The following is a 26,452-nucleotide window of genomic DNA, read 5'->3' as shown; positions in this document are numbered from 1 at the left end:
TGACGAACTATTTTTGTTGTGTTTGGTGATTTATTAGAATAGCTCAAAAGAATTAGCATGAAAAAGTGGGCGGGAGCTATTTTTAGCATAATTCGTCATAGTTTGAAGGCTAAATCTAGGCTGTATTTGTAGAGTGGTTGATTGCTTCCTCTATTCCTGATTTTGCAACGTCCATATTCACAATTTGATTCCAGCGCTACTGAGCTTTTATCAGCAGGAACTTTTTTACTAGGGCTATATTTCATCTTTAACGGTATTGTATCTCTTGGGCAGTATTATTTAGTGTTCAAATCTTTATCGGAACCTGAGCTTTTTTATTTTTGGCAAGGAATTGTGAGCCTAATATTTGGCCTTACGCTGAGTGTGTTTTCTTTTAGTGTATCAAAGTTGTGGAGACTTATAAGGTTTGCAGGAACATAACAAAGTTAATCAAGTGAGTTCCTTCATCGGCGGACGCATATTCGTTGGCTGGGGCTCAATCTTCGCCAATTTTTGCCGACAAGCTTGCGCTCCATATGTGAAGCGTTAATCTTCTGGGAGATGTCCGATTGAGTATTCGTATCCGAAAAGAACAATCAAGCGATGTTCAAAGTATCCATGATGTTACTGTTGCAGCGTTTCTTGATGTAGCACATACCGATCACACGGAGCAGTTTATTGTTAACGCACTTCGTGAATCTGGTGTGTTATCGGTTTCCCTTGTTGCTGAAGATGAAGGCAATATCGTAGGCCATGTGGCGCTTTCTCCTGTAACTATTACTGATGGTGCCAACAGTTGGTATGGTTTGGGCCCAATCTCAGTTCTTCCCAATAATCAGTGTAAAGGTATTGGCTCGAAACTCATGAATGCAGCTATTCAAGTGCTAAAGAATATAAAAGCTAAAGGTTGTGTTGTGCTCGGAGACCCAAGTTACTATCATCGTTTTGGCTTCAAGCCTACAGAGGGCTTGGTGCTACCTGATGTACCACCGGAGTATTTTCAAGCCTTGTTGCTTCAAGGAGATGCATCTCAAGGAGTTGTTACTTATCATGAATCTTTTTCTGCAAAGGGGTGAAAATGAATATGCGGCTAATAGTAACCGCATCATTTAACTGTTATGGCTATAAGGAAATTCCGAATGATTAAATGGATATCGTCGCTCTTTAGTAATAAAGAAGACGAAAATCAAGGTGTAAAGAGCCCCTATGCCGCTATAAAGGTTTGTTTTGACGAAAAAAATGTGTGGGTACATTGGCCAGAAAAGGAACCACAGTCTATTGCTTGGAATGAACTTATTGGCGTAGCGGTGGAAACAACTGATGAAGGTCCATTTGTTGAGGATGTGTGGTGGCATTTGGCAACCAAAGACGGAGTTATAACTTATCCTAGCGAGGCCACTGGAGCCGGTGAATTTCTGAGGCGCCTTCAAGATATTCCAACTTTTAATAATGAACGGCTCATAAAATCAATGTCATCTACAGAGAATCAAACCTTTATACTTTGGGATCATGAAGGGCGTCATGAATAAATCGATAACAATCGGCTCAAACCGACCTCCACTACATTGCTAGTTTGTGCTTTTCCGCTACACTCGAAAAAAACTATCAGTCCCGTTCGGCAGCTTAGCCGGACGTCATATTTACTGCATATTATAGGAGTTCAATTGCTAAATTTAACCAGAATAATAGTGTGTTTATCTAGTTCGCTCTTTCTTTTAGGGTGCGTCAATACAAACAAATCCATCGAAAGAAAAAGTTATTTCCCTTGGGAAAATGAAACTGGCTACTCGCAAGTGGTGAAACATGGCAACACTTTATATGTCTCAGGTATCACTAGCGAAAAGACTACTTTTGATGGGCAAATAGATGACATTTATACTAACATCAAGAAAATGTTGGCTGACTATGGTGTTGGTATGGATGCAATTGTAAAAGAGGTTATCTTCACTACAGATATTGAAGGGTTGAGGGCTGCTATTGCAACGCGAAAGGCTCACTTTAACGGTAAATATCCATCTTCAACTTGGGTTGAGGTTAAAGGACTCTGGAGCAAATCTCACTTGCTAGAAGTTGAGATAGTTGCTGCGTTACCATAATTATAACAATACGAGTCAGTCAGACAGTTTACGTTAGTTTTTCAAGGAGGAATTGGATTTGGACGTTATTTTTTCTTACGCAGGGATTATTGCTTCAGTATGGATAGTTATAGGTATTTATATTGCTTCTCGGTTTTATCCAAACTATAGCCATTTAAAGCAATTTTGTAGCGAACTAGGCGCTTTTGATAGTCCTACTCAAAAACTGTCTCCTGCAATTAATAACTATCCATTAGGGGCGTTGCTCGTTGTTTTTGGATATTACTTAATCATTGCATTTCAGGCGCATCTACCAACTGTAGCAATAGGTGTAATGGTTATTGTTCATGGCATTTGTACTTGGGTATGTGGTTTTTTTCCGATGGATGCCGACGCATATACACAGTATCCTTCTAAAAGCTGTAAAATTCACTCATGGTCAGGGCTAATAATGCTCGTTTCATTCATCATTGCTCCGCTAATCGTTGCCTTTTCCAGCTATTATCCGTTGCCACTTCGAGTTTTTTCGGTTGTGTGTGTTTTGGGTTGTTTTTATTTTTCCTATAGATTAGCTAAAGCATTTAAAATAAAAACTGTTCCTGGGCTCCATCAAAGGCTCAGCTACGGCTTTCAGATTCTATGGTTGTTTGTTTATTCTCTCTGCGTGGTAGCTAAAGCCTAACAAAAAAGTGTTAGCAGTTACTGCGTTCAAAAGTTCAGCTATTATCGTTATGACACAAGGAGATTTCGTAAATGTATGAGAGTCAGTCAAATATTTCAGCAATTTTGATTAGTTGGTTTCCGCTATTGTTAGTTATTATCGTTGTTTGGTTGATCCCTTTATTTGTAATAGGAAAGTCGAATAAAGTGGGGAAAAAAGAAAAGCTACTCTGGTTATTTGCTACTTTTTTTGTGAGTTGGGCAAGCTTCATACTCTACTTAATAATTGCACCAATCTTAAAAGATGACGAGTAATCTGCATTATAATAAACCAATCAACTCGGTCTTTCGCAAAAGGCGTGTCAGCCGCTTATTTGAGGGGGGAGGCTTTGTGGATAAATTTGCGCACATTTTGAGGATACGATTAATTTTTCCGGCGATACTAGCTGGAATCATTTGTTCTATAGGGTTGGTTTGTTTTAATTACACCGCTAATGATTGTTCCGTGTTTACTCGTCTCAGTTGCAATAGCATATATTTATCTTTATCAATTTAAGCTTTGTAGTTTAATCGCCAATAATAGACCTTAACAAAATACTAGAGTGTATTTATTAACTACTATATTGTCTTTGGTATTAGGTATTGTTGCAGTCGGCTATATGTTCCAGTATCTCAATAAAATTGAATTGGTGTTGTTTTATCCAGACATTATATTTACTTTAGCGACTATTCCACATGTGTTTGTTTCTATCATTTTAGCAATTTGTTATTTCAGAAATAAAGCTTAATAAGGCCATTAAAAGCGGGCCGGTAACCGTTTATGGCGGCGTTTATGCAAAAAGGAGTTTTAGAATGCTCTTCGATTGGTTTAGCTCTGAAAAGCCAAATGTATACCTAGGCTCGATAGCAGTGGTAAATGATAGCAATCTTTCCAAAATAGAGTCATTTTTTTCCATAACGGGCAATTCACTACAAGATCATATTCACCAAAAGCTCGAAGAGATTTTTTGTCTTGAGCGTATTTCATCTATCCAAGAACCTAAAAAATCAGATGTTGGTTTGGATGTTGTTATAGTTAGTTTACATGGCGGTGATGCATTTTCCATAAATTTTGGAACCGTTGGTCTACCTATATTTTGGCGTCCCAAAATTAAGTTAGTGTCGCGGCTTTATAATCTTAAGCAAAATAAGACAATTAAAATGTTCAGCGTTTCTAAATCCGTTACATGGGGTGAATTTATAGCTAAACAGTTTAGTCTTAAAGGTCTATTTCGTTGGAGCCCCCTTTACCATAAGGAAGACATGGAAATCTTACTGTATCAGGCATGTTTTGAATTAATAGATAGAATGCGTAAGGCTATTTAACCTGTGGTTATAACAAACAAATTAAATCACTGACTAGCGCTTTTTTCCTCAGTTTATTGGTGCATTAGTCATACGATGAGATTCGCATTACTTTAAATTTCTGAACACTCATTGCGTTTTCCTTTTTCTTCAGGAAATGAGTACCCACCTATCTAGCGTCAAGATAAAGCAGCTGTGCCCTCTACGTGTATTTCGGTAAGGCTGTTTGTTACGTCATTTGCTAAGACAAAGTTGCATATGTAAGTATGGCCGAAAGGACAAATCTGTGGAAAAACGTTCGGGTTTTCCCCGTTTAAAAAGTTAGCTTTTGTTACATATTAAATTCGTTAATAATTATTCTTTTAGGTAAATTCAAATTTTTCTAATCAAGGATAGAGTCGTGAATAAATTACAAAAATTGGCGGGCGTTGCAGCACTTTTTGAGGCTGCTATTTACATATCAGCTTTTATTTTTTATGGCGGGTTTTGGGATTACCCAGTCAGTTCAGATGATACACTGAAGTTTATCTTTCTAACGAATAATCAAGTGGTTTTATCGGTAGTGAATTTAGCTATGTATGTTGTCTTTGGTGTTTTTCTGGCTGTATTAGTTTTAGCAATCCATCAACGGATGCACACTAAAGTCCCTGTTTTATCACAAATAGCCACAGCTTTCGGTATTATTTGGGTTGGCCTTGTCATAGCAAGTGGAATGATTGCAAACGTAGGATTAGGGGCTGTAATTGATTTGTCCGTCAAAAACCCAGAGCAAGCAATGACGCTTTGGGTTGTTATTAATACCGTAGTTGAAGGGTTAGGGGGAGGTAACGAAGTCGTAGGAGGATTATGGGTTCTGTTATTGAGTATTGCAGGTTTAAAAACTGGTGATCTACCTAAATTATTAAATTGCTTTGGTTTATTTATTGGTACTGTTGGTATTCTCACTATTTATCCTGCAGAAGTACTGACAGAAATATTTGGTTTGAGCCAAATATTATGGTTCTCTTGGTTAGGTGTGGCAATGCTTATGCGCTCCAATAGCCCTGCGCAAGCTGGCTAAAATCAATCCCTAAAAATGATAAAGCAGGTGAGTGTAAAATTAACCCCAATTCATATTTATAGAATTGAAAAATCTAGATGTTCAAGGCAAAGTAGATAAAGTTAAAAAATAAACAGAGAAGTAGGAAATGCACAAACAAAATTACCTTTTTTCTACAGGCTCGTTATGTAAATTTTCAACCTATAAAGTATACAAGGAATAATATATGTCTTATGTCGATGGGTTTGTTGCCGCTGTACCAACTGTAAATAAAGAAAAATATATTGAACATGCGAAGTTATCTGCGCTCGTTTTCAAAGATCACGGAGCATTGAAAATTACTGAAAGTTGGGGAGATAACGTTCCTGATGGTGATATTACATCCTTCCCAATTGCAGTGAAGTGTAGCAAAGATGAAACTGTCGTGTTTTCATCTGTTGTATGGCCAACAAAGGAAGTTCGTGATGCCGGTTGGGAAGCAATTATGAACGACCCTAGGATGGACCCAGAGCAAAACCCAATGCCTTTTGATGGCAAGCGTTTAATATATGGCGGCTTCGAAGTTATTTTAGAAGAATAACGTCGAGAAATAGTTAACATAAGTGCAAAGTAAGCATGAGGAATGCAGTAACCAGCGCCACTTCTAAAGGAGTGGCGCTGAGTCGTTTTATTATCCAGTTTGAGGAGCGCTTCGCAAAGCACATTAACTAAATGGTATCAAAGAGCAAGTATGAGGCTATTTAGTTTTTGGAAAACGATGTGTATTTGTTTTATTCCGCTGGCGATTGTCTATCAATTGCTTTGGACCTTGTTTCTCAAAGATATGCCTGTCCAATTCTGGACGAGTAGTACATCAAGTCAGTTTTTATTTTTTAAAGGGGTAGGTGAGATAATGATGTATTCACTTATGCTTTGGTTTTTAATTTCACGAACAAAAACAGATTCATCCACAAGCAAAACCCTATTTTGTACGTTACTTGGCTGCATTATTTTATACACTAGTTACGCTATGTTAATGAGGTTGCCGTTTAGGTCAATAGTCGCTTTTAATTAATGTAAAAATCATCGATTTCAGGCACATTCGTCCTATAGCGCTTACAAAACTAGCTTGTATGTTTATAGGCAATTTGATTTCTACCATTTTCTTTTGCTTGAAAAAGCAAGGTGTCGGCTTCCTTAATGCTGCGAGTTAAATCGTTGTCGGCTTGCACGACAGCTAAACCACCAGAAAGTGTTATTTGAATTTTTTCAGCTGTGCCGTTGAGGGTGAAATCGGCGACCTGACTTCTTACTCTCTCTGCTATTTTAAAGGCAATTTCAATGTTGTCAGTGTGAATCAATGCAATAAATTCTTCGCCTCCCCAGCGGCCTAGTTTGTCATCAACACCTAACGAGTTTTGAATTTTTTGAGATATCGCAATCAACACTTCATCTCCTACGTCATGGCCATATGTATCATTTATATTTTTGAAAAAATCAATATCGAATAAAACGATACTGAAAACTTTGTTAGCGTTATTTTTACTGTTATTGCTACTTTCATTATATTCAGCCAGTTGCTTTTTGGCTGCGTGGGTAAAGCCTCTGCGATTAAATATATTAGTCAGTGGGTCTAAATCAGATAACTTACGCAATTTGTCGTTAGCCAGGGCTAAATCCCGTGTTTTATTGGTGACTTCATTGGCTAAATGCTGTGAACGCAAATAAAGGCTGTAAGAGCGCCAGCGGGCATATAAATAGATACTCAGAAGTGCCAATATTATCCAAAGTATCAAAGCCACATTTGACAAATACCAAGGTGGTGAAACCTCTATGTCCATGGATACATGATCTGCTAACCATTCTCCGTATCTATTCGTGGCTTTTATTTCAAGTACATAATGACCAGCAGCTAGTGATGTATAGGTTATTGAGCGTTTGTTGCTTTTTAGCTCCTGCCATAGAGAATTAAAACCTATTAATCTATGGGCATATTTTATTTTCTCTGGGGCGACCAATTCAGTTGCAGCAAATTCAAATGTGACGACTATGTCACTATCCTCTAACGCCAAAGACAAATCTTTGAGCGTTGATAAGGGATCGTTAGTTGTATTAATTTTGCGGCTACCTAAATGTTCATTTAAGATATCGATATGTGTAAGATTTAACCTTGGGTTTACTTTAGGCCTGACAATTTCGTCTGGGTGAAAATGGGTTAAACCGTCTGAACCAGCAAAAAAGATACGACCGTTTGAGTTAATCGATTTACCACCAATAAAATAGCCGCCTTTAGCAGTTCCATCAGTACTGTCGTAAAATTCTAAACTAGAATAGTCTGCTGCTATTTTAGCTATCCCTTTGATACTGCTAACCCAAAAATTTTTCTGCTGATCTTTTACAATAGCGGCTATTGAAGCATCTTTTAACGAACTGGTTGGAAACAGCTCAGTAAAGTGCAATTTACCTGTTGTTTCATCTTCGGTCATATTAAACAAACCTTTAGAATTCACTGCCACTAAATACTGGTTGTTAGATTTGCTAGATATCCACGAAATATAATTTCCAGGTAAAGAGTCGCTAGGTAAAGAATTAGGGTTGTTATTATCATGTTTATAATTCAGTTGGGTTTTTTCAAGTGGATTGACTTTTATTAATCCTTTCGGCGTTGCTAACCAAACTTTATCCGGTCCACTAACATGAATACCTAAAACTCTGTCGGCTTCGTAGTGATGAATAATTTCAAAGGTATTAGGGTTATAGTGATACATGCCATTAGATACCGTACCTAAATAAAGATTTCCTTGTTCGTCGTTTTCTATTGAGTAAATAGGGATGCCATTTAAACCAATACTCGATACACCATTTTTACTGTCGTTAAGACGTGCTAATCCTACTCGTGTGCCTATCCATAACATGTCATTTGCAGCTGAATAATGGGTTCCTAATAAAATATTGCTCGTACCTTCATTAATGTCATCTTTTTCAAAATTGACCAACGTACTGGAACTTAAGTTTGCTTCGATCTTCCAAAGACCTTCAGGGGAGGTCGCCCAGAGTGTTCCTTGATTATCTACTTCTGCTGCAAAGATAACTTTATTGTTGTCTATAGCGACTCTTTGAAAGAGTAAAGATTGGGGTGAAACCACACTAAATCCGCTAACTAAAGTGCCATATAGAACTTGATCAGAGGCATCTATGAACAAGCTGTTAATTTTCGATTTACTGTCTGAATCAGCGTTTGAAGTTTGGATTGGAGTAAGTGCTTGTCCATTTTTCACATCTGAAAAAATATTTAGGCCAGAGTTAGTGGCTACCCATACTTCACCTGATTTTGTTTGTTCGATATCGTTAACGATATTATGTGAAAGACCTTGCTCTTTGGAAAAGTGTTGCTTTGTAACCGGCTCATAATTAGCGTCAAAGGTATAATGAAAAAGACCTTTACCATTTGTGCCAACCCAAAGGTTTTGGTTTGAGTCGATAAATACTGACCATACCAAAACATCACTCAGTAGAGTGGGTAGCCATTTTTGCGATCGGGTATCTAGCCTAAATACACCAGCATTAGTAGCGAAATACAGTATATTTTGCTGATCAGATACAATTTCATATATGGTTAACATCGCCGGTGAGTTGGGCATATTAACTTCACTGAAGCTTTCGGATAAATTTGCTTTAGTAAATAGCTTCGAGTCCGCTTCGAGCCATAAATCGTTATTTTGGTCAAAATGTAAAGCTGTGACTCGTTGATAGTCCTCTCCTGGATTGGATGAGAGGAGAATATCTTCCATTTTTCCTAATGCATTATTGAAGCGATGCAATCCACTGGTGGTAGCCAACCATAAATTGCCATTCTCGTGATTAAGTTCAAGATCGTTAATACGAGTAGAAAGTAAGCCATTTTTCGTCGTTGCCGTTTGAGCAAAGTTGACGAAAGAATAACCGTCAAATCTGTCTATTCCTTTTTGAGTCGCCAGCCAAATATAGCCATCTAAATCTTGCTCAATATCGTATACGGTTATTTGTGATAAGCCATCTTGGGTACTTAAAGTACGTTTAGATAGCAACGCTTCCTTGGCGCTCGAAGAATAGGCATTTGCTACTATCCCAAAAAAAAGAGCTAGGCTAATCCATAAATGCAAAGTTGATACCTTCCTGTACTTAGTTTTTTTGTTTACATATCATGCTTTTAGGCTAGTTCATTAGCTGCAGATTTTAATATGTAAAATGAAAGGGCGGTTACTTTAATTAACAATAACACCTGTTTGAACCACTCTGCCAATTGATTCAACGAGACTACCTTATTAAATCATATTGTTAACATACTAAAATAAAACAATGAGTTACAGAAGATATTAGTGATTTTAATGTACGAAGGGCATTTATATTGACGATTATGTTTTTTTTCGGATATGAATAGAGTAACGATTGCCTAAAACTATATTGAATTACAGGAAGTGCTATTAATATTTGGTCGAAAAGTTTGGCATATAGGGTAGGGATGGTATAAAGAAAACAAATAATCAAACATTGTTAATAACAAATGCTTTTTTCTTCATTAGATTTAGATAAATCTCTTACTAATGCGCTTACTGCATTAGGATACGAGAGCCCAACACCGATTCAAGCACAAGCGATCCCGGTAATTTTGGCCGGCAAAGATGTTATGGCCGGTGCGCAGACTGGGACCGGTAAAACCGCCGCTTTTGCGTTACCTATTTTACAACAGTTGATGCAACAAAGTGATGAACCTAGGCTTATCCGCGCTTTGATACTAACTCCAACTCGCGAACTCGCCCAGCAAGTATTTGAAAGTGTCGCTAGCTATGCATTGAATACCCAACTGAGGGTAGCAGTTGCTTACGGCGGGGTCAGTATTAACCCCCAAGTCGCGACGATTGAACAAGGAGTTGACGTTTTAGTGGCCACTCCCGGGCGATTACTAGACCATATTGCCAAAGGTAGTGTTGACGTGAGCCAACTTCAGTTCATTGTCTTTGATGAAGCAGATCGAATGTTAGATTTGGGGTTTAAAGACGAAATCAATCGAATTTTAAAGCGAATTCCAGAACAACGGCAAACCTTACTATTTTCAGCTACTTTTGACGATGCACTATTCAAATTAAGTAAAACCTTACTTAACAACCCTGAATTGATCGAAGTGAGTGAGCGTAACGCCGCTGCCACCCAAGTTGAACAGTTAGTTTACACAGTTGATAAAAATCGTAAACGCGAACTCACCTCTTTTTTGATTGGTTCAAAAAATTGGCAACAAGTGCTTATTTTTACGCGCACTAAACAAACAGCAGATGCTTTAGCTAAAGAAATGTGTAAAGACGGCATTAAAACCGAATCTATTCACGGGGATAAATCACAGGGCGCTAGAGAGCGCGCATTATCTGAGTTTAAGCAAGGAAAAGTGCGCGCTCTAGTGGCAACCGACGTGGCGGCGCGGGGCATTGATATTATCGATTTGAAATACGTAATCAACTACGAATTACCTTTTGTTGCTGAAGATTACATTCACCGCATTGGTCGTACAGGTCGAGCAGGGAATAGCGGTCTAGCCATATCGCTGATGAGTCCAAACGAACAATATTTATTAGAGGCGGTTGAAAAAGTACTGAACACTGTTTTGTTGTCACAGTGGCTACCAGGATTTGAACCTGATTTAACAATACAAAACCTAAAAGAGCATCGAAGCAGTAAAGGTAAACAAAAACAACAAGCCAGAAACAAAGCCCTGGGTATTAAAATGGGTAGAAAGCGTAGGTGAATGGGGGGGGTTATGCGCTGGGATTATTTTTAATTCGCGTCGCTCACCGTCATCCATGACGTTTTTCAAGCCTCACCCATGAGGCTCAATTTACTTTTCTTCAACAGCTAAGAAAAGTAAACAAAAGAAGCCGCGCTCCCGCCAAGTTCTGATACCTGCGCGACTCGCCAATTAAAGGCCGCAATGATTTGTTCCCGACAAGACATTGCTCAAATGACATCCATGTCATTTATCCTTTATTTGTCTTCGTTGCTCGGTGAACTTGGAGTCGCTGTAAGAGACGTAAGATCAAAAGCATGCGCTGGGATTATTTTTAATTCGCGTCGCTCACCGTCATCCATGACGTTTTTCAAGCCTCATCCATGAGGCCCGATTTACTTTTCTTCAACAGCTAAGAAAAGTAAACTAAAGAAGCCAGCCTCTAGCCAAGTTCAATTGCTTAGGTAACTTTCTAAAATGGAGGTCACAGTGAGTTCTTTTAGGTATGAGGTGTAGACGAATTAAAATCATAAGAATGACGAATCTAAATGCAATATACTGTCTTTTATGAATTTGATTTGAAAAAGGGTGCTTGAATTCCATGGCTAAGCGACCAATTACGGATGTTCCAGTAAGTGTAAAGACTCTAGAAGATTTGGCTAAGTTAAGCGACTACTCCTTAGTTGATAATCTTAATTGCGACCCTGATGCCACTCAAACAGGCGATGATTATCAGCCTAGACAAGTGTTTTCTGGGCATTATGTTCCTGTAAAGCCCACACCCATTGATGATCCTCTATATGTTGCCCACAGTGAAGCATTCTTCGCTGAATTAGGTTTTGATGACAGCCTAGCGCACACAGAGGCGTTTACTCGATTATTTTCTGGCGACATATCCGCTGTACCTTCGCCAATGCGTCCAGTTGGCTGGGCCACGGGCTACGCATTGTCAATTTACGGTACTGAATACATTCAGCAATGTCCTTTTCAAACGGGTAACGGTTATGGTGATGGCCGTGCGGTTTCTGTTCTTGAAGCTGTTATTAGTGGTAAACGTTGGGAGATGCAGTTAAAAGGTGGGGGACGCACGCCTTATTGCCGCGGTGGTGATGGCCGTGCCGTTTTGCGTTCAAGTGTTAGGGAATTTTTAGCGCAAGAACATATGCATGCCTTGGGTGTGCCTACGTCTCGATCTTTATGCCTGTTCGTTTCGCAATCAGAGCAGGTAAGTCGCCCTTGGTATTCGCAAGGTTCGTATTCCACCAACCCAGATATGACAGTCTCTAACCCTGTGGCGATTTCAACCCGGGTAGCTCCTTCGTTTTTACGTGTTGGCCAACTTGAACTCTTTGCTCGTCGAGCGCGGGTTAATCAATATCCAGACGCACTTAAAGAGTTAGAGATGATTGCGGTGCATTTGATTGAGCGAGAATATGCAGATGAGGTCAATCGTGAATTAGCAATTGCAGATCAAATTGTGCAATTAGCCGTAGCATTTCGCGAGCGATTAACTTCGCTGATTTGTCACTGGTTGCGCGTTGGCTACTGCCAAGGAAATTTTAATAGTGATAATTGTGCTTGCGGTGGTTATACACTCGATTATGGTCCTTTTGGCTTTGTTGAGAGGTTTGAACCTTATTACCAACCCTGGACGGGGGGCGGACAACATTTTTCCTTTTTCAATCAGGGGGCCGCAGCACAGACCAATTTCAATATGTTTTGCAAAGCCTTGCAGCCTTTGCTCGCATCATCGCCTTCGGCAATGGCTTCATTGAATCAGGTAAATCTTGAGTTCGCTTCAGTCATGCAAGAAAAAACCAATACGATGTGGGCGTCTAAACTTGGCTTGTCGTCTTTTGACCCTGAATTATTCAATCAACTGATCTCGCTGATGGTACAAACCTCTGTTGACTACACTATCTTTTTTCGGGAGCTTTCAACTATCCCTGACGATATTTCTAGCTTAAGTAAAAGTTTCTACAATGCTCCATCGGGCGCATTAACAGCACAATGGGAAAAATGGCTGCATAGCTGGCGAAGTTTAATTGATAATGCTGAGGATGGTTTGCAAAAAACAGCGCAAATAATGCTGCAAGTTAATCCTAAATACACATGGCGAGAATGGCTAATCGTGCCAGCATATCAGCAAGCAAGTGTCGGGAATTTCAATCTTGTTCATGAATTGCAACAGGTATTAACACAACCCTATGCTCAGCAGCCGATTGAAATTGAGAAAAAGTACTACAGCTTAAAGCCACATGTTTATTTTGATGCGGGTGGCGTGTCTCACTACAGCTGTTCTTCTTAACTTTAACACCTTACTGGTTCCGGTGTTTTTAGGTAATTTCAATTTTGCCTTGCGTAATATGAGCACTGTTTTTTTGCTATAGGTCGGGTAACCTATCACGGGATTAAAAGTACAAGGAGTCATTTTGAACGCTAGGCGAATTTCATTTATCTTATTAATATTTTCTGGATTGGCTTGCTTGTCATTTCTTATCTGGCAAATGATGGTGATACTCATTTTGCATGGGTTAAAGGCTTGACCGCTAGTGATATGGGTATTGCTGTTTTCCTTACGCTGTTCATACTTACATATCCAATTACCGTATCTATTGGCTTTATTATGTCTTTGGAAGGCTATCGCAAAGCAAAGATTAAAAATGGTTTATTGGGTTTATCCGTTTCTTTAGGGCATTTAATGATTGTGTTTATTTTTATGTACTTTAAGGGCGGTAATTAGTACTAGTAAAACATAAGTTACAGCACAAACATCAAGCTTTGTTTTCTATCGCCACTGACGAAGTTTTGCGAGTAAGCGAAATTAACCTAATGATTTTTGATTTGTATTAGCTCTATAATCTCAAGCCGATTCGTTAGTGTATCGCTTTAAAGTACGACAAAATGCACTTATCTCAGCAAAAGCAATGTCATTGGATTTTCTTCCAATTGTTATTTTTGTAGTTGATTAGTAATACGCCGAACCTTCCACTGTTTGCAAAAACCTCAGTGATCACCCTAATTTTTGTGATACTGCAACAGACCTCATCTACTTAAAGTTTCATCCAGTCCGCTTCTTACCTTTTCTAATGCGGCAGCAAGGAAGGTAATCACGTTCTCGATCTGCAAAACTCGCTCTTTGAATTCGGCAGTTTTGGCGACTACAACATTTTCAGTCATAGAAGGATCATAACTGTCTAAAAAAGCTTTCATGAGTTCGCTAAGGTCGACGAATGAAATGTCAGTCTTTTTTGCGCTGTTAACAAACACATAATGTCTATTCCCATCGTTTATTGGGGCGCATATTCATTGGCTCGCTCATTCTGTAATAATTTTAATCAACTATTTTCAATTGTTAATTGAGCGCTAAAAAAATTATGCTATGTTTGTTCATGCTAGCCTCTAAATGATTTAGTCTTTAGCAAGCTAACTCTGGTTCTGGTCGAGGAGGCTGGCCCTTTTTATAGAGGTTCTTGTGAAATCATTCTGTGGATCAATTAATCATCAAAATTAGGGGGGGATATGGACATACCAAATGGCATTACAATAGGCTCGAAAGTGGCAGTAATTCCCGGTTACGCCTCGGGATTTACACATAGTGGAAGTGTGATTGATCTTTTGAATAAACAGAATTACTGTTGGATAAACAGAGGGGATCCAATCGCAGAATTCAAAATTAATGGAAGTTACAATAATAACGTATTGTCTAGGTTAATTGCTTCTAAAGTTCATTCTGTTTATGTTCCTAGTCCTGTTTCTGGACTTCTGTTGAACACCAAGTTAAAGGATGAAACGTTATCCTACCTCGAAGATTGGAATTCATTGAAAGCTCCTCCATTAGTTAACTTTGCTGTGCTATTACCAGATGATGAACCAAAGCCCGAAACGGGGAAATACATGTATAAAAATATGTGTAATCTTGCTCGTCAAATGAGTCATTACTATTATAAAAATTCTCGGTATTGGAGCATGGAAGCTTTTTCCCCTGATATTTTGACACGTTTAATAGATGTACAGTTAAGCGTGAATCCTCTCATATTTGATGTTTTACCCAAATGGGCGGATCATTTAGATGAGGCGCGTATAAATAAGCCGGAATTAAGACCCTATATCAAGCATATTCGTGCTATTGAAAATTAGTAAAAGCATAGCTAGCTAACCCTTAAATTAACGGTTTATATAATTGGGGGTGGGGGCGTAATAGCATTGAGATTAGATAGGCTTTCATCAATAAAAAGATATTTATTCAGGTAGTTGCTACCTAACTATAGTCTGCATCCGCCTGAAGACTTTTAGGAATTCAAGCATGTGTTTGTTTCCGATTGAAACCTGGGTATTGTGCATAAGGTGCAAAAATTGAACAAAACTTATCTTTTTGACTGGGGCGATACATTGATGGTCGACTTTCCAGATCAGCAAGGAAAAATGTGCAACTGGTCAAAGGTGGAAGCTGTGGCAGGGGCATATGAAACATTACAGTCGATCGCAGCCAATTCTACTATTTATGTAGCAACCAATGCGGCAGAATCAACTGCTTTAGACATTGCAGCCGCGTTCGCAAAAGTGGGACTTGCAAAGTTTATCGCTGGCTATTTTGGTCGCTTCAACCTAGGCGTAGCAAAAGGCAGCAGTGAGTTCTATGTGAAAATAGCAGGCAATATAAAGCAGCAAACATCCAATATGGTGATGGTTGGTGATAGTCTAGAAAGGGATATTATTCCTGCCATAGAAGCAGGACTAGAGGCGATTTGGCTTAATGATTCTAATCAGCCAATGCCGTCTAATTTAACCTGTCGGCAAATTAAAAACTTACAGGAACTTTGCACTTAACACCGCCTTCTAGGTATAGGATGGTGCCAAATACGTTACATATTTATTCGGCAAAGGAAAGAGCGGCTCACAACTTCAATGTGGTGGCGAAGGCTTAATGATCCACAGTTCATTAACAACAATTGCTATTAGAATTAGGCTACAGAAAGGTGGCAGAGCCTATGTTGTAATGAATACGGAATCAGCTTAAGCGTACGCGCTAAATGTTTTAAATACCCTAAGCGCTAATAACATGGTGGCGCTTTCATACACATGGATTTTAACCGGCTAATTTACTGATAGTATTAATGACTTATGTTGTGAAAGTGAGCCAGAAATGCATATTAATTAGTTATATTTGAGACGTTAGTCGAGTGAAGTTTAAAATCAGCACTGGATGATCTAAAAAAGTTGTGTGAGCGTAAACGAAGTATATTTTTAGACAAAGATTACCTAATGAGATTATCCAAAGAAAGTGAATCACGAATTATTGAGATGGCGTGGGAAGATAGAACTACCTTTGAGGCGATAGAGCTACAATTTGGTTTAAATGAGTCTGAAGTGATTTCATTCATGCGCAATCAATTAAAATTGGGGAGTTTTAAGCTTTGGCGTTCACGGGTTGCTGGACGCTCAACAAAGCATCTTAAGCGTCGAAGTTCAGATGTCTCGCGAGGTTATTGTCCTACTCAATACAAACAACGCTAAAAGTTAAATATAGTATCCATTTAAAAGTTAGTATGCCGTTCTAAGCGTCTTTATCATTTAACGGTCATACCTGGTTTTTAGTTTACGGTCTTCCTCTTATATTGGGTTTTGATTTTTAGTGAAGCCTTTGGTTATTTTACTCCTTTGCATGTAACGAAATTCAATCAATCTGCAGCTTGTTTTTCAACAGATTTAGGTGGCAATTTATCTATATCTTCCCCTACATTGCGACTGTAAATCGCAGCATTCGCTTCTTTAATTGGAAAGTTAAATGAGCTCATTTAAAACACCCAAAAAAAATTAAGTATCTGTATCTTTGTGACTTATTTTAGCCAATAATTATCCGCTTTTTTATCAGCTATTATGGGTTAAAAGCTGGTAAGAAAACCCCATCAGCAGATTTAATCTACAACCACATAAAGGTGTATATGAAAATAGACCTTTAAGTCGTGACTGTAATGGTCGTGGCCTGTAATGAAAGACTGCTCAGCTAAGTTAAATGTTAATTACCAAGGAGAGTAGTGATGAAGTTATACTGTTTAGGACTGTTTTTTATTATCTTTGTGAGTGGTTGTTCATCTGTCCCGAATGTAAAACTAAAAAAAGAAAATTTCGAGCAATTACAGACTGTAAAACTCGAAGCTAGTCCAAATGACAATTCGATGCTATCCGCGATAAGCACCGTCGAGGTTCAATGGACAGGTGTCAGTTATCATCATTTTGGAATTGCTAGTGATGGTCTAGGAGTAAGAGAGCTTACGTTACAATTTATGGATGAACACCAAATAAGTCTTAATGAGATTGTGCAGAACCAATTTATTGAAAAAGTAAACGCAGATAACTTGAAGATTCGATTTGATAGTAACTCGCAAAATAAGTTGGTTATTACACTCAATGTGGTGGTGTTAGGAATGGTTCATGGTTTTTCTGACGAGTTTAATTCTCGTTTCAATATCGCTGCACAGTTATTTGATAGCGCGGGTAACATTATCTGGTCGTATAATGCTATTCCGATTTCTCCCGTTGCACCTGGATATTCAATAAAGTTAAAAACGTTATTTTCATCGAAAGAATCAATGATGAAGTTTTTTAATGCAGCTTCAGAACCTATTGTGCAAAAACTGTATGATGATTTTAAGCGGGATCTAATGTAAACCTAACGAACTTAAAGGTTGGGCTGATTCATGGTGGGGATTTGCGGCTTAAATGTTTAACCTAAATTAAGAAAAATATGTTGCAACTTAACGAACTATTAAAAAAATTTGAAAGCTTATTGAGCGCTGGGAGTCATGATTCACCTGCGAATCAGGCGTTGATCGACGAAGCTAAAGCGTTTATGAATACGAATCCAGAGTCCAGAGTTAAACTTGGTCCTTTGGTTGGAAAATTAAAGTCTATGCCGAAGCAGAACCCTGATTTAAATTTAAATTGGGTCGCACTGTTGAATGGTTGTATTGCTATTGGGCATCGTCCAAAAGTGAAGATGCTTGAGAATATGAAGGCTTGTGGGGCTACTCACATATTCAGCTTACTTTCTGCAAAAGAGGGTGCTAAAGATATAGGGCGTGCAACTGTAAAAAACGGTTTAAGCTGGTTGTGGTTGTCACTAGAGTCGGCGGAGCCGCCTGAGCCGAGTAGATTTGAAGAAATAGATGATATTTTTAACCTTTGTGTAAAGGCGCTACAAAATGGCGCTCAAATATATATCCATTGTTCTGCAGGAATTCATCGCACCGGCATGATAGCTTATGCTTTATTCCGATATGTAGGTTTAGATTCTGGCAAGTCCACATCCTTGTTACAACAATTAAGGGATGTAACCAGCGAAAATGTAGGTGAGCACAGAAAAGATTGGGGCGACACCTATGCCAATCAGTTGACAAAAGGTTGAGTCAGGCGTGATTTAATCGACGCGTTTTGAATCCAGCAAAGACGAGTGGTCGCAGTAAAGCAAAATTCTGTTGCATGCACCTCACAAGATCACTTAGCTGTTCTTATCACCTTAGGAATGGGAATTGGGTTATCAAAACGTGTTAATTATGGGGGTGTGGTTTTAAATAATAGGGAGCCTTTTAGGTGTACAAAAAGTTATTAGTTAGTTTTTATATTGGCATGTACGCAATTAATGCGACAGCAAAACAAAGTGATTTTGATGCGGTTTTACAATGTAATACCCATGCTGACACACCAGGAATGGCTGTTAGGTTAGAGCAGTCTGGTAAACATATTTACAGTGGCGCGGCGGGGATCGCAAATATCGAAACAATGGAAGCGCTGCAAATAGACGATATATTTCAGATAGGCTCGGTGACTAAAACATTTACTGCTGCCGCGATTTTAAAATTATCAGAACAGAAAAAGCTATCTCTACAAGACACATTAGGCCGTTTTATTGAAGATATTAATCCAGAATATAAGGATTTAACCATTGATCGCGTTTTAAGCCATACTTCTGGCTTACCTGATTATTTAGCTGACCCTTCGGTAGCTATGCTTTATGACCATTACGCTGCTATTGATCAGGTTATTCAAAGCATTAGTAAGCAACCCCTTAGCGCAAAGTCCGGTCTGAAATATCGCTATTCCAATTTAGGCTATGTTTTATTGGGCAAAGTGATTGAAGTCACCTCCGGCATGCCTTATGACCAGTTCATGCTTAAAACCTTCTTTAAACCATTAAAAATGGACGATACTTTTGTTATTACTAGCGGAACATCTGCCGGAAAAGTGAAAGGTTACACCAGTAGCCGTAACCAACCCGAACACTATCTTATTCCAGAAGAAGTGACAGACAGAGCATGGAAAGTAGATCGCAGTTGGATTTATTCTGCTGGTGCTATTGCCTCGACACTCAAAGACATGAGCCTTTGGCAAAACGGATTAAAATCGGGACTGGTTATTTCCGAACAAAGTTATCAATTAATGACCAGTAACGCGCGATTGGAAAATAATCAGCCTGTGAATTACGGTTATGGACTAGATGTATTCTCGATAAGTGGATTACAGAGTGTTAGTCATCAAGGTATGGTTCCGGGATTTTTTGCTTGGCATGTCTATTTTCCAAGTGAAGATTTAACCGCTACTGCTTTTACTAATATAGATAGCAAGCATCCTGGTCCAGCGTTGTTAGACATGATAGGGCTTCAATTAAAGCTTTCACCTAAGCCAATTGGTGGGGAACAAGAAGTCGATGATTTAGCAACGTCTTTGGTCGGCAATTATCGGGCTCCAGATTCGAAAATTTTAACGATTTCATTCGAAAAGGGGACACTTTATTCCCAATATCAAGGCGAGAATAAACGAAAGCTTATCCCACGAGAAAATGATTCATATTCCTATGAGTGCACAGAAAATTACTTTCAGTTAAGAACTGTGGAAGGAAACGCCGAACTTGTTCCGGTTTACCTGTACCAAGGGGAACAAGAAAGCTTGATTAAATTGTCAATTTAAGAAAAATGATTAAGTCATTGCTTGAACATCGATGCAGCAGCCGAGTATGGCGGATATGTGGTCTTTAGCTGTAGCTGCGTATATCAATGATCATTGTTTAGGAAATACATGCCAGATTTTTTACTTTCTCAAGTGCTAGTTACATTCACTCTTACGATAGAGTGCTTTGCTATGCAACTTAAGGATAAAAATCGTCTTTTAGCGCTTTTATCCGTTAGCTGTTTATTTAATGGTTTTCATTATCTGTTACTTGATCAACCGACTGCAGGTTATATTTTCCTGTTTTCTAGTTTTCGGTTTTTACTTTCGATCAAATGGAAATTTCAATGGATGGCAGCCGTGTCACTTGTCGTTAGTTTATTTATTACCGTTTATACGTATATTGGTTTTTTGAGTATTTTAGGGTTTGCTGCGACGGTTTTTGTTACCACAGGCTCATTTAGTCATAACGATAAGTTTTTGCGGATTATGATGATATTGGGAGGATCATTATGGCTAATACATAATATTATTTTATGGTCTCCTGTAGGTATATTAGTTGAAATCGTTTTTGTTGGCAGCAGTGCAGTGGGGTTTTATCGCTATTACATTGCCCGTAAATTAAGTAAACCCACAGTATAATCAATCACCAGTATTCAGGCCTTGTGAGATGTATTGAGTGCATTAATGACGATCATGGCTATTTAAAGTGGATTGCTAAAAATCAGAATATAGCAGCTAAAGTTAATAATTAACTTTTGCCTTGATAATTGACAACCTTTCGGTTCTCAAATAAACAAACAACAGGTTACAAGTATGAGAATTTTAACTGCGTTAACGTTGATTTTTGTTTTCACTCAAAATAGCTTGGCACAAAATTCCATCGACTCTCAAGTTGACCGCTTACATCAATATGTTGGGCATTGGGTAAGTAGCGAGCATGCCGGTACAGAAAGTATCGCCACATTTCCAGCCATTAGAATGCACAATACTTCGACTATGAATAAGCTGTCGATGCAAGTAGAAGTGCTGCAATATCAAGATGGGAAATATCTTCCCATACTGACTGAGCTGATTGGTTATGATGCTAAGAGCAAGAAAATTATTGCGTTAGGACAAAATCAGCATGGCGCTATTTTCAAAGGAATGGGGCGTTTTACATCTGAAACCAAATGGGAAATGCAAGATCTGGATATGTTGGGTAACTTTTATTTGCGAGTCGAATTTGACTTTCAAAGTCCAACCAATGTGTTACTAGAAGGTTATGATGAATCCGGTAAAAGTCTTTGGAAAACCCGCTATATTAAATCAAATCCAAAGGATAAAAATATTGGTATTCAATTGGTTTCTGTCCATCAGCAAATGTTGAAAGATCCCGAAAAAACACTGCGAGAGTTGGCTAGAATGGGTTATAGCTATGTGGAAACATTTGTTTATGAAAATGGTACTTTTTATGGCATGCCAGCAACAGAGTTTCGGGATTTAGTCGAAGGCAACGGCATGCTGTTTTGGGGTTCGATGACGTTTCATGATCTCCCTGCTGCTGATGATTGGGAAGACGCGTTGGAATGGTGGTCAAAAACCATAGATGATCACGTGGCAGCAGGAGTAAAGTATTTAACAACGTCCAACAATCAACTTTCATCCATAAAAAACAAAGGTGAACTAAAACGCTATAGCGATTATTACAATGCGATAGGGAAATTATGCCGTGAAAAGGGGATCACTTTCGCTTTCCACAATCACGCTGATGAATTTAAAACTGTTGAAGGCACCCGCATTTATGATTACTTTTTGGAACATACCGATCCCGAATATGTTTATTTTCAAGCTGACATCTATTGGATGCAAGTAGCTGGTGTTGAACCCATCGATTATTTTAAAAAATATTCAGATCGATTTTTAAGTTGGCACATCAAAGATTATAAGGAATTGGGGGCAAGTGGCGAGATTGATTGGATGGCGTTATTTCATCATGCTGACTTTAACCCGCCAAAATACATGGTTGCCGAAGTGGAAGATTATTCCTACCCGCCTATGCACAGTGTGCAGTTAGCATGGGAATATTTGTACCATAGTGTATTAAAGTAAACTGCATTCCATTGTGCTTACTATTGCAGTGTTAGTGCTGCTTGATTTTATTGAAGAATCGACAGGATGAGTGTTGTGTCCCATGATGAACGAGTCTCTGAACATTATTTACATGGCGATTTGCTAAGTGCCATCGAAGCAGCGCTTTGTGCCCTGGGTAAAACCTCCGAAAATCTAACCTTAGACGATCTAGCTCCAGTCGATGAGTTCCATATCGGTGGACGTTTAGCAACAGATCATCTCATTGACCAACTTAAGTTTTCTAAGCGAAGTCACTTGTTAGATGTTGGTTGTGGTTTAGGGGGCGCTGCACGACATCTAGCTTCTAAACATGAAAGCCGCGTTACCGGTATAGATTTAACATCGGAATATGTCGAAACAGGAAATGCCTTGAGTGGCTGGTTGAATCTTGACGAATATATTAGGCTTTATCACGGAAGTGCTTTATCAATGCCGTTTCAAGATAATATGTTTGATGGCGGTTATATGCTGCATGTTGGAATGAATATAGAGAATAAAACATCGTTATTCTGTGAAATATATCGTGTGTTGAAACCAGGCTCAGCTTTTGGGGTGTATGACGTTATGCGTCAAAACGATGGTGAACTGATCTATCCAGTTCCGTGGGCGACTGAAAGTAGTAACAGTAAATTAGCCACTCCAAGCCAATACGAAAAGGCCTTAAGTGGTGCTGGCTTTGCGGTTTCAAGTGTAAATAATCGGGTCGATTTTGCCCTTGACTTTTTTAGGCAGCTACGAGCAAAAACACAGTCTAGTAGCGATACTTCACCGTTAGGACTACATATTTTGATGCAGGAGAACACGGCACTTAAAATGAAAAATATGATTGAAAATATTACTAATGGGCTCGTTGCTCCCGTTGAAATTATTGCTAAAAAGGTTTGAGGTTTATAACAAAAAAGCTGCAAGTAAGAAGTGATCAAGCGTTTAAAATTGGTGATTATATATCTGTAGAAACATAATCAGGTCAACGATTTGGGTTTTCAGTTGAAGCCATAGCTGTTGTAGGATAATTAAATTGAATGAATTTAAAATTTCATCGAATCCCAACGATTTAGATATAGAGGTGGTTCACTCTTTTATGTCTAAAACTTCGTGGGCTAAAAATATTCCCCTTGAAACCTTTAAAAAGTCGATTACGAATTCGTTAGTATTTGGCGCATATAACCAGTTGGGCGAGCAGGTGGGGTTTGCTCGTGTTATTACCGATAAAGCAACATTTGCGTATCTTGGAGATGTGTTCGTAGCAGAATTATATCGTGGTTTGGGGATCAGCAAATTACTTATGCAAGCTGTTGTGTCACATCCAGACTTGCAAGGTTTACGTCGTTTTATGTTAGCAACAAGTGATGCTCATGGTCTGTATTCTCAATTTGGGTTTCAAAGCCTAAAAAACCCCGACATAATTATGCAAATTTGGCAGCCTAATATCTATGATTAGAGTAGGAGCTAAGCCATCGGTTGAGTAACGTTTTTACAACTTATGCTAGGCTTTGCAAATTTAATACGTACGCAGAAGCTAACACCTAGGGTGATAGAGATAGTTTGCAGTTAATCATGCGTGATAGATCAAATTATTATTAGGGATTGAAGGACATGAAAAGATATTTTGGAGGGTTAGTCGTAATTGCTTGTTTAAGCTTTGCGTTGCCAGTTTTCGCTGACAGTACCGTCAAATTTAATAAAGAGTTAGATGGGTTTGAATATCCATTTGACGTACATACTTTTATTTTCAATTCGCAAAATCAAGAACTGAAAATGCGCTATATGGATGTGGGCAACAAAGACGCAGAAAAGGTCATAGTGCTGTTACATGGTAAAAACTTCTCCGGTTACTACTGGGAGAAAGTGGCGAACGATCTGGTGAAGCAAGATTACCGAGTAATTATTCCCGATCAGATTGGTTTTGGTAAGTCATCTAAACCCAATTATTATCAGTATAGTTTTGCTCAACTGGGTTTAAATACTAAATCGTTGTTGGATAGTTTGATGATTGGAAAGTATGACATTGTCGGTCATTCTATGGGCGGAATGTTAGCAGTGACCTTTGCTGTAAATTACACTGATTCAGTGAACAAACTCATCCTAATTAACCCTATTGGACTTGAAAATTACAGTGAATACGTAGAATTTAAAGATATAAATTTCTTTTATGCAAGAGAGCTCAAAACGACCTTGGCTGGGGCAATAAATTATCAAAAAAATAATTACTATGACGGCAAATGGTCAACTGAATATGAAAAGTTACTTGTTCCCTTAGCAGGAATGTTAGCCGGTGACGATTGGCAAATTGTTGCTTGGAACAATGCATTGACCTATGGGCCCATATTTTCTGAAAATATTGTCGCTAAGTTTCCTCAAATCCAAAATAAGACCTTTTTGATTATCGGCACACGCGATAAGACGGGGCCTGGTCGAGGTTGGCTAAAATCTGGAGTCACTAGAAAATTAGGTGAATATACTAAACTTGGTAAACAGGCTCACAGCATAATCAAGGATTCGGTTTTGTTTGAGTTAGAAGGGTTAGGGCACATGCCACATTTTGAAGATTACCCAGCCTTTATTGAGGCGTTTCACAAAGCGCTTGAGCAATAATAGAGAATTAATTTTGATTAACCCTAATCCGCATTAGGCACTAGTGACGAGCGCCTTGTAACGTATCTGTAGCCAAAAAAGAATGAACATTGGCTACATCGCGGCTTATATCTTGGCTTTGCTGCGGCTGATGTTCAACTTTCCCGAAACGTCTGTAAATTAGATAACACTGTTAATTTTTGTGCCGAAGGTAGACCAATTACGCCACAATGGGCATGCGCTTACGCGATGACTTATCAGCAATTCGATTTCATTGTTAATACTAGAAAGTTTAAGAAAAATAATCTTTGTGATTATTTAGTCTACGCTTTATAGAACGCAAGAAAACAGGTTAGACGTTTAACTGTAGGTTTGCGGCAGAATGAGTTAATCAGTTTACATAATTAAAATTATGCTGTTGTGTCTAAAAGTCAGTCGGTAACCGTATATTATTACCAATTTGTTATTATTATTTTAAATTTGGTAATGACATATGGTTTTAGATCTCCTACAATGGTTTGATCATTTGGTAATGACATTGCATATGTGATTTTTAAATTTGCTAATTGGTGTGAATGGTAGAGTTTCAAAATTGGCTATAATTAGTCAGGATATTTTTGCAAAAGGCTAACCTTTAATTTACGTATTTATTTATTTATTTATTCGTAATTGTTAGATAAGCAAACATCTATTTGAGTAAATTCCATTTTTTAATCACCGATTGAGTCATTCAAGAACAGCAATATTGATAGCTGTTCTACATTTGCTTAAATTTTAACAGGTGTATATTCTTTTATACTCAACTTTACATACCAAAACTCCAGGAGTTAGAAATGACAAAACCAGTAATCGGTTTCATCGGCCTCGGTCTGATGGGCGGCAATATGGTAGAAAATTTGCAGAAAAAAGGCTACGAGCCAATTGTAATGGATCTGAATAAAGATGCTGTTGCAGCAGTTGTTGCTCGAGGCGGAAAAGCCGCAACTTCTGCAGCTGAATTAGCTGCAGCCAGTGATATCATCATGCTTGCCCTTACTACCTCTGAAATTGTCGAGAAAGTTGTTTACGGCGAAGACGGTATCCTTGCAGGCATTAAAGAAGGTGCTGTATTGATTGATTTCGGAACATCGATTCCGGCTTCTACTCGTAAGATTGGTGCTGATCTTGCCAAGAAAGGTGCGGGCATGGTTGATGCTCCTTTAGGTCGTACTCCAGCTCACGCTAAAGACGGTCTTCTAAATATCATGGCTTCTGGAGATAAAGCTACGTTTGACAAAGTTAAACCAGTGCTTGACCAACAAGGCGAAAATGTCTTTTATCTTGGTGCACTAGGTGCCGGTCATACTACTAAACTAATTAACAACTTCATGGGTATGACAACGGTTTGTACTATGTCACAAGCTTTTGCTGTAGCTGATCGTGCAGGTGTTGACCGTCAACAATTGTTCGACATCATGTCTACTGGTCCATCTAATTCACCATTTATGCAATTCTGTAAGAATTACGCTGTTGATGGTGTAAGTGATTTAGGTTTTTCTATTGCTAATGCAAATAAAGATCTAGGTTATTTCCTTAAGATGGTTGAAGATCTTGGTACACGTGCTGAAATTGCTGAAGGTACTTCTCATAACCTTCAAGCTGCATTCGATGAAGGCATGGGTAACGGTAACGTTCCAGAAATCTTCGATTACTTCCTTAAGTTGGAAAAGTAATAAAGATTTAATTGGAGCCAAGCATAACGCTTGGTTCCATTAAATAAGTACCCTCATATTAGCTGCGGTCACTGTGTAATCAGGCTGAGCTAGTATGGTTTGAATCCGATAACTAAATCGTTGAATATGTGTTTGTAGTTTGCTTGTCAGCTCTCACTTTTCATCAGTTTAATTATCGGATTTTTTGTATGTGGCGAACAAAGAATCCAATTGAAGTGAGTGTTGGTATAATTATTAGCAAATGTCTTTGCTATTTTTCATATAAATTTCAACCTCA

The 26,452-nt window shown here is 38.5% G+C and carries 25 protein-coding genes; 23 read left to right on the top strand and 2 right to left on the bottom strand.

The window, feature by feature from the left end; genetic code table 11:
* The first annotated feature begins 548 nt into the window (after positions 1-548).
* From KO530_RS02115 to KO530_RS02080, 8 genes are all read left to right on the top strand, one after another.
* Complete coding sequence (locus KO530_RS02115) at positions 549-1,055, top strand: GNAT family N-acetyltransferase (protein WP_216046726.1); 507 nt, start codon at positions 549-551, stop codon at positions 1,053-1,055.
* 63 nt (positions 1,056-1,118) lie between these two features.
* Complete coding sequence (locus tag KO530_RS02110; RefSeq protein ID WP_216046725.1) at positions 1,119-1,508, top strand: hypothetical protein; 390 nt, start codon at positions 1,119-1,121, stop codon at positions 1,506-1,508.
* A 135-nt stretch (positions 1,509-1,643) separates the two neighbouring features.
* Positions 1,644-2,075, top strand: coding sequence for a RidA family protein (locus KO530_RS02105; protein ID WP_216046724.1), 432 nt, complete (start codon positions 1,644-1,646; stop codon positions 2,073-2,075).
* Positions 2,076-2,133: 58 nt separating this feature from the next.
* Entirely contained in the window at positions 2,134-2,736 is a 603-nt protein-coding gene (locus KO530_RS02100) for a DUF998 domain-containing protein (protein ID WP_216046723.1), read from the top strand.
* A 71-nt stretch (positions 2,737-2,807) separates the two neighbouring features.
* Positions 2,808-3,029 carry a hypothetical protein gene (locus KO530_RS02095; protein WP_216046722.1) on the top strand — a complete coding sequence of 74 codons (222 nt, stop codon included), beginning with the start codon at positions 2,808-2,810 and terminating at the stop codon, positions 3,027-3,029.
* Positions 3,030-3,566: 537 nt separating this feature from the next.
* Positions 3,567-4,079 (top strand): hypothetical protein, encoded by a 513-nt coding sequence (locus KO530_RS02090; RefSeq protein ID WP_216046721.1) that lies wholly within the window; start codon positions 3,567-3,569, stop codon positions 4,077-4,079.
* 379 nt (positions 4,080-4,458) lie between these two features.
* Complete coding sequence (locus KO530_RS02085) at positions 4,459-5,118, top strand: DUF4386 family protein (protein ID WP_216046720.1); 660 nt, start codon at positions 4,459-4,461, stop codon at positions 5,116-5,118.
* Between the two features lie 205 nt (positions 5,119-5,323).
* The gene (locus tag KO530_RS02080) at positions 5,324-5,677 is read left to right on the top strand and encodes a DUF1428 domain-containing protein (protein ID WP_216046719.1); all 354 of its coding nucleotides are present in this window, start codon (positions 5,324-5,326) and stop codon (positions 5,675-5,677) included.
* A 523-nt stretch (positions 5,678-6,200) separates the two neighbouring features.
* On the opposite strand, the gene KO530_RS02075 is transcribed toward KO530_RS02080, so the two are convergent.
* Positions 6,201-9,218, bottom strand: a complete 3,018-nt coding sequence (locus KO530_RS02075; protein ID WP_216046718.1) for a ligand-binding sensor domain-containing diguanylate cyclase — start codon at positions 9,216-9,218, stop codon at positions 6,201-6,203.
* Between the two features lie 401 nt (positions 9,219-9,619).
* Between KO530_RS02075 and KO530_RS02070 the strand changes: the two genes are divergently transcribed.
* From KO530_RS02070 to KO530_RS02060, 3 genes are all read left to right on the top strand, one after another.
* A complete protein-coding gene (locus tag KO530_RS02070; RefSeq protein WP_216046717.1) occupies positions 9,620-10,852 on the top strand; it encodes a DEAD/DEAH box helicase in 1,233 nt (410 codons plus the stop codon).
* Between the two features lie 580 nt (positions 10,853-11,432).
* Positions 11,433-13,139, top strand: coding sequence for a protein adenylyltransferase SelO (locus KO530_RS02065; protein WP_216046716.1), 1,707 nt, complete (start codon positions 11,433-11,435; stop codon positions 13,137-13,139).
* Positions 13,140-13,313: 174 nt separating this feature from the next.
* Complete coding sequence (locus KO530_RS02060) at positions 13,314-13,574, top strand: hypothetical protein (RefSeq protein WP_216046715.1); 261 nt, start codon at positions 13,314-13,316, stop codon at positions 13,572-13,574.
* Between the two features lie 302 nt (positions 13,575-13,876).
* On the opposite strand, the gene KO530_RS02055 is transcribed toward KO530_RS02060, so the two are convergent.
* On the bottom strand, positions 13,877-14,044 hold the full coding sequence (locus tag KO530_RS02055) for a hypothetical protein (RefSeq protein WP_216046714.1): 168 nt from the start codon (positions 14,042-14,044) through the stop codon (positions 13,877-13,879).
* 309 nt (positions 14,045-14,353) lie between these two features.
* Between KO530_RS02055 and KO530_RS02050 the strand changes: the two genes are divergently transcribed.
* The 12 genes from KO530_RS02050 (at position 14,354) to KO530_RS01995 (ending at position 26,175) form a co-directional block, all read left to right on the top strand.
* Positions 14,354-14,971 carry a hypothetical protein gene (locus tag KO530_RS02050; protein ID WP_216046713.1) on the top strand — a complete coding sequence of 206 codons (618 nt, stop codon included), beginning with the start codon at positions 14,354-14,356 and terminating at the stop codon, positions 14,969-14,971.
* A 216-nt stretch (positions 14,972-15,187) separates the two neighbouring features.
* Positions 15,188-15,661 (top strand): HAD family hydrolase, encoded by a 474-nt coding sequence (locus KO530_RS02045; protein WP_216046712.1) that lies wholly within the window; start codon positions 15,188-15,190, stop codon positions 15,659-15,661.
* 435 nt (positions 15,662-16,096) lie between these two features.
* Positions 16,097-16,348 carry a TIGR03643 family protein gene (locus KO530_RS02040; RefSeq protein WP_216046711.1) on the top strand — a complete coding sequence of 84 codons (252 nt, stop codon included), beginning with the start codon at positions 16,097-16,099 and terminating at the stop codon, positions 16,346-16,348.
* Between the two features lie 524 nt (positions 16,349-16,872).
* Positions 16,873-17,502: a hypothetical protein gene (locus KO530_RS02035; protein WP_216046710.1), complete on the top strand. Its 630-nt coding sequence runs from the start codon at positions 16,873-16,875 to the stop codon at positions 17,500-17,502.
* Between the two features lie 77 nt (positions 17,503-17,579).
* On the top strand, positions 17,580-18,239 hold the full coding sequence (locus tag KO530_RS02030) for a protein-tyrosine phosphatase family protein (RefSeq protein ID WP_216046709.1): 660 nt from the start codon (positions 17,580-17,582) through the stop codon (positions 18,237-18,239).
* Positions 18,240-18,424: 185 nt separating this feature from the next.
* Positions 18,425-19,798 carry a serine hydrolase domain-containing protein gene (locus KO530_RS02025; RefSeq protein ID WP_354667856.1) on the top strand — a complete coding sequence of 458 codons (1,374 nt, stop codon included), beginning with the start codon at positions 18,425-18,427 and terminating at the stop codon, positions 19,796-19,798.
* 108 nt (positions 19,799-19,906) lie between these two features.
* A complete protein-coding gene (locus KO530_RS02020; RefSeq protein ID WP_216046708.1) occupies positions 19,907-20,419 on the top strand; it encodes a YgjV family protein in 513 nt (170 codons plus the stop codon).
* A gap of 174 nt (positions 20,420-20,593) precedes the next feature.
* Entirely contained in the window at positions 20,594-21,868 is a 1,275-nt protein-coding gene (locus KO530_RS02015) for a sugar phosphate isomerase/epimerase family protein (RefSeq protein ID WP_216046707.1), read from the top strand.
* A 66-nt stretch (positions 21,869-21,934) separates the two neighbouring features.
* Positions 21,935-22,774, top strand: a complete 840-nt coding sequence (locus tag KO530_RS02010) for a class I SAM-dependent methyltransferase (RefSeq protein WP_216046706.1) — start codon at positions 21,935-21,937, stop codon at positions 22,772-22,774.
* Between the two features lie 133 nt (positions 22,775-22,907).
* Positions 22,908-23,330: a GNAT family N-acetyltransferase gene (locus KO530_RS02005; RefSeq protein WP_252728705.1), complete on the top strand. Its 423-nt coding sequence runs from the start codon at positions 22,908-22,910 to the stop codon at positions 23,328-23,330.
* A gap of 155 nt (positions 23,331-23,485) precedes the next feature.
* Positions 23,486-24,484 carry an alpha/beta fold hydrolase gene (locus KO530_RS02000; protein ID WP_216046705.1) on the top strand — a complete coding sequence of 333 codons (999 nt, stop codon included), beginning with the start codon at positions 23,486-23,488 and terminating at the stop codon, positions 24,482-24,484.
* Between the two features lie 812 nt (positions 24,485-25,296).
* Positions 25,297-26,175: an NAD(P)-dependent oxidoreductase gene (locus KO530_RS01995; RefSeq protein ID WP_216046704.1), complete on the top strand. Its 879-nt coding sequence runs from the start codon at positions 25,297-25,299 to the stop codon at positions 26,173-26,175.
* Positions 26,176-26,452: the final 277 nt, after the last annotated feature.

This window comes from Aliiglaciecola lipolytica, from assembly GCF_018860635.1.
Lineage (GTDB): Bacteria > Pseudomonadota > Gammaproteobacteria > Enterobacterales > Alteromonadaceae > Aliiglaciecola > Aliiglaciecola lipolytica_A.
This window is presented reverse-complemented; position numbering and strand designations above follow the sequence as displayed.